A 399-nucleotide genomic window follows, 5' to 3' on the forward strand; every position below is an offset into this window, starting at 1 on the left:
CCCCCGGCTGGTAATCTTTTCGTTTTGAATATTGAAGCCCAGCATAGTCATCCACATTTGAAAGATGATGTGATAATGCGCTTCATGTTCGGCATTTTCCGCTTCCGCTTTTGCTCTATTTATCCACTTTGATGTCTTCAAATTGAGAGGAACTCCGGCAAGCATCTTACGCATATTATTTGTAAAACCCTCTGCATCGTAATCACAAATCTGTTGCAGCATCTCTTTCCCTAATCCTTCCAATTGTGCCACAGGATATTGAGTAAATGCACTTAACAAAAGCTCCATCAGCGACTTTCTCACTTCCAGATTAGGAATTCCAAGCGTGTATAGATGAACACCATCAGTCTTTGGTGTGTCTTTGACAGTCAGATAGCCTGTCTGAAATAATAAAGGAAT

At 40.9% G+C, this 399-nt stretch carries 1 pseudogene; it reads right to left on the reverse strand.

The window, feature by feature from the left end:
• Positions 1–399, reverse strand: a pseudogene (locus ASC50_RS05300) (hypothetical protein); the annotation flags it as partial.

The sequence above is a fragment of the Candidatus Symbiothrix dinenymphae genome (assembly GCF_001431085.1).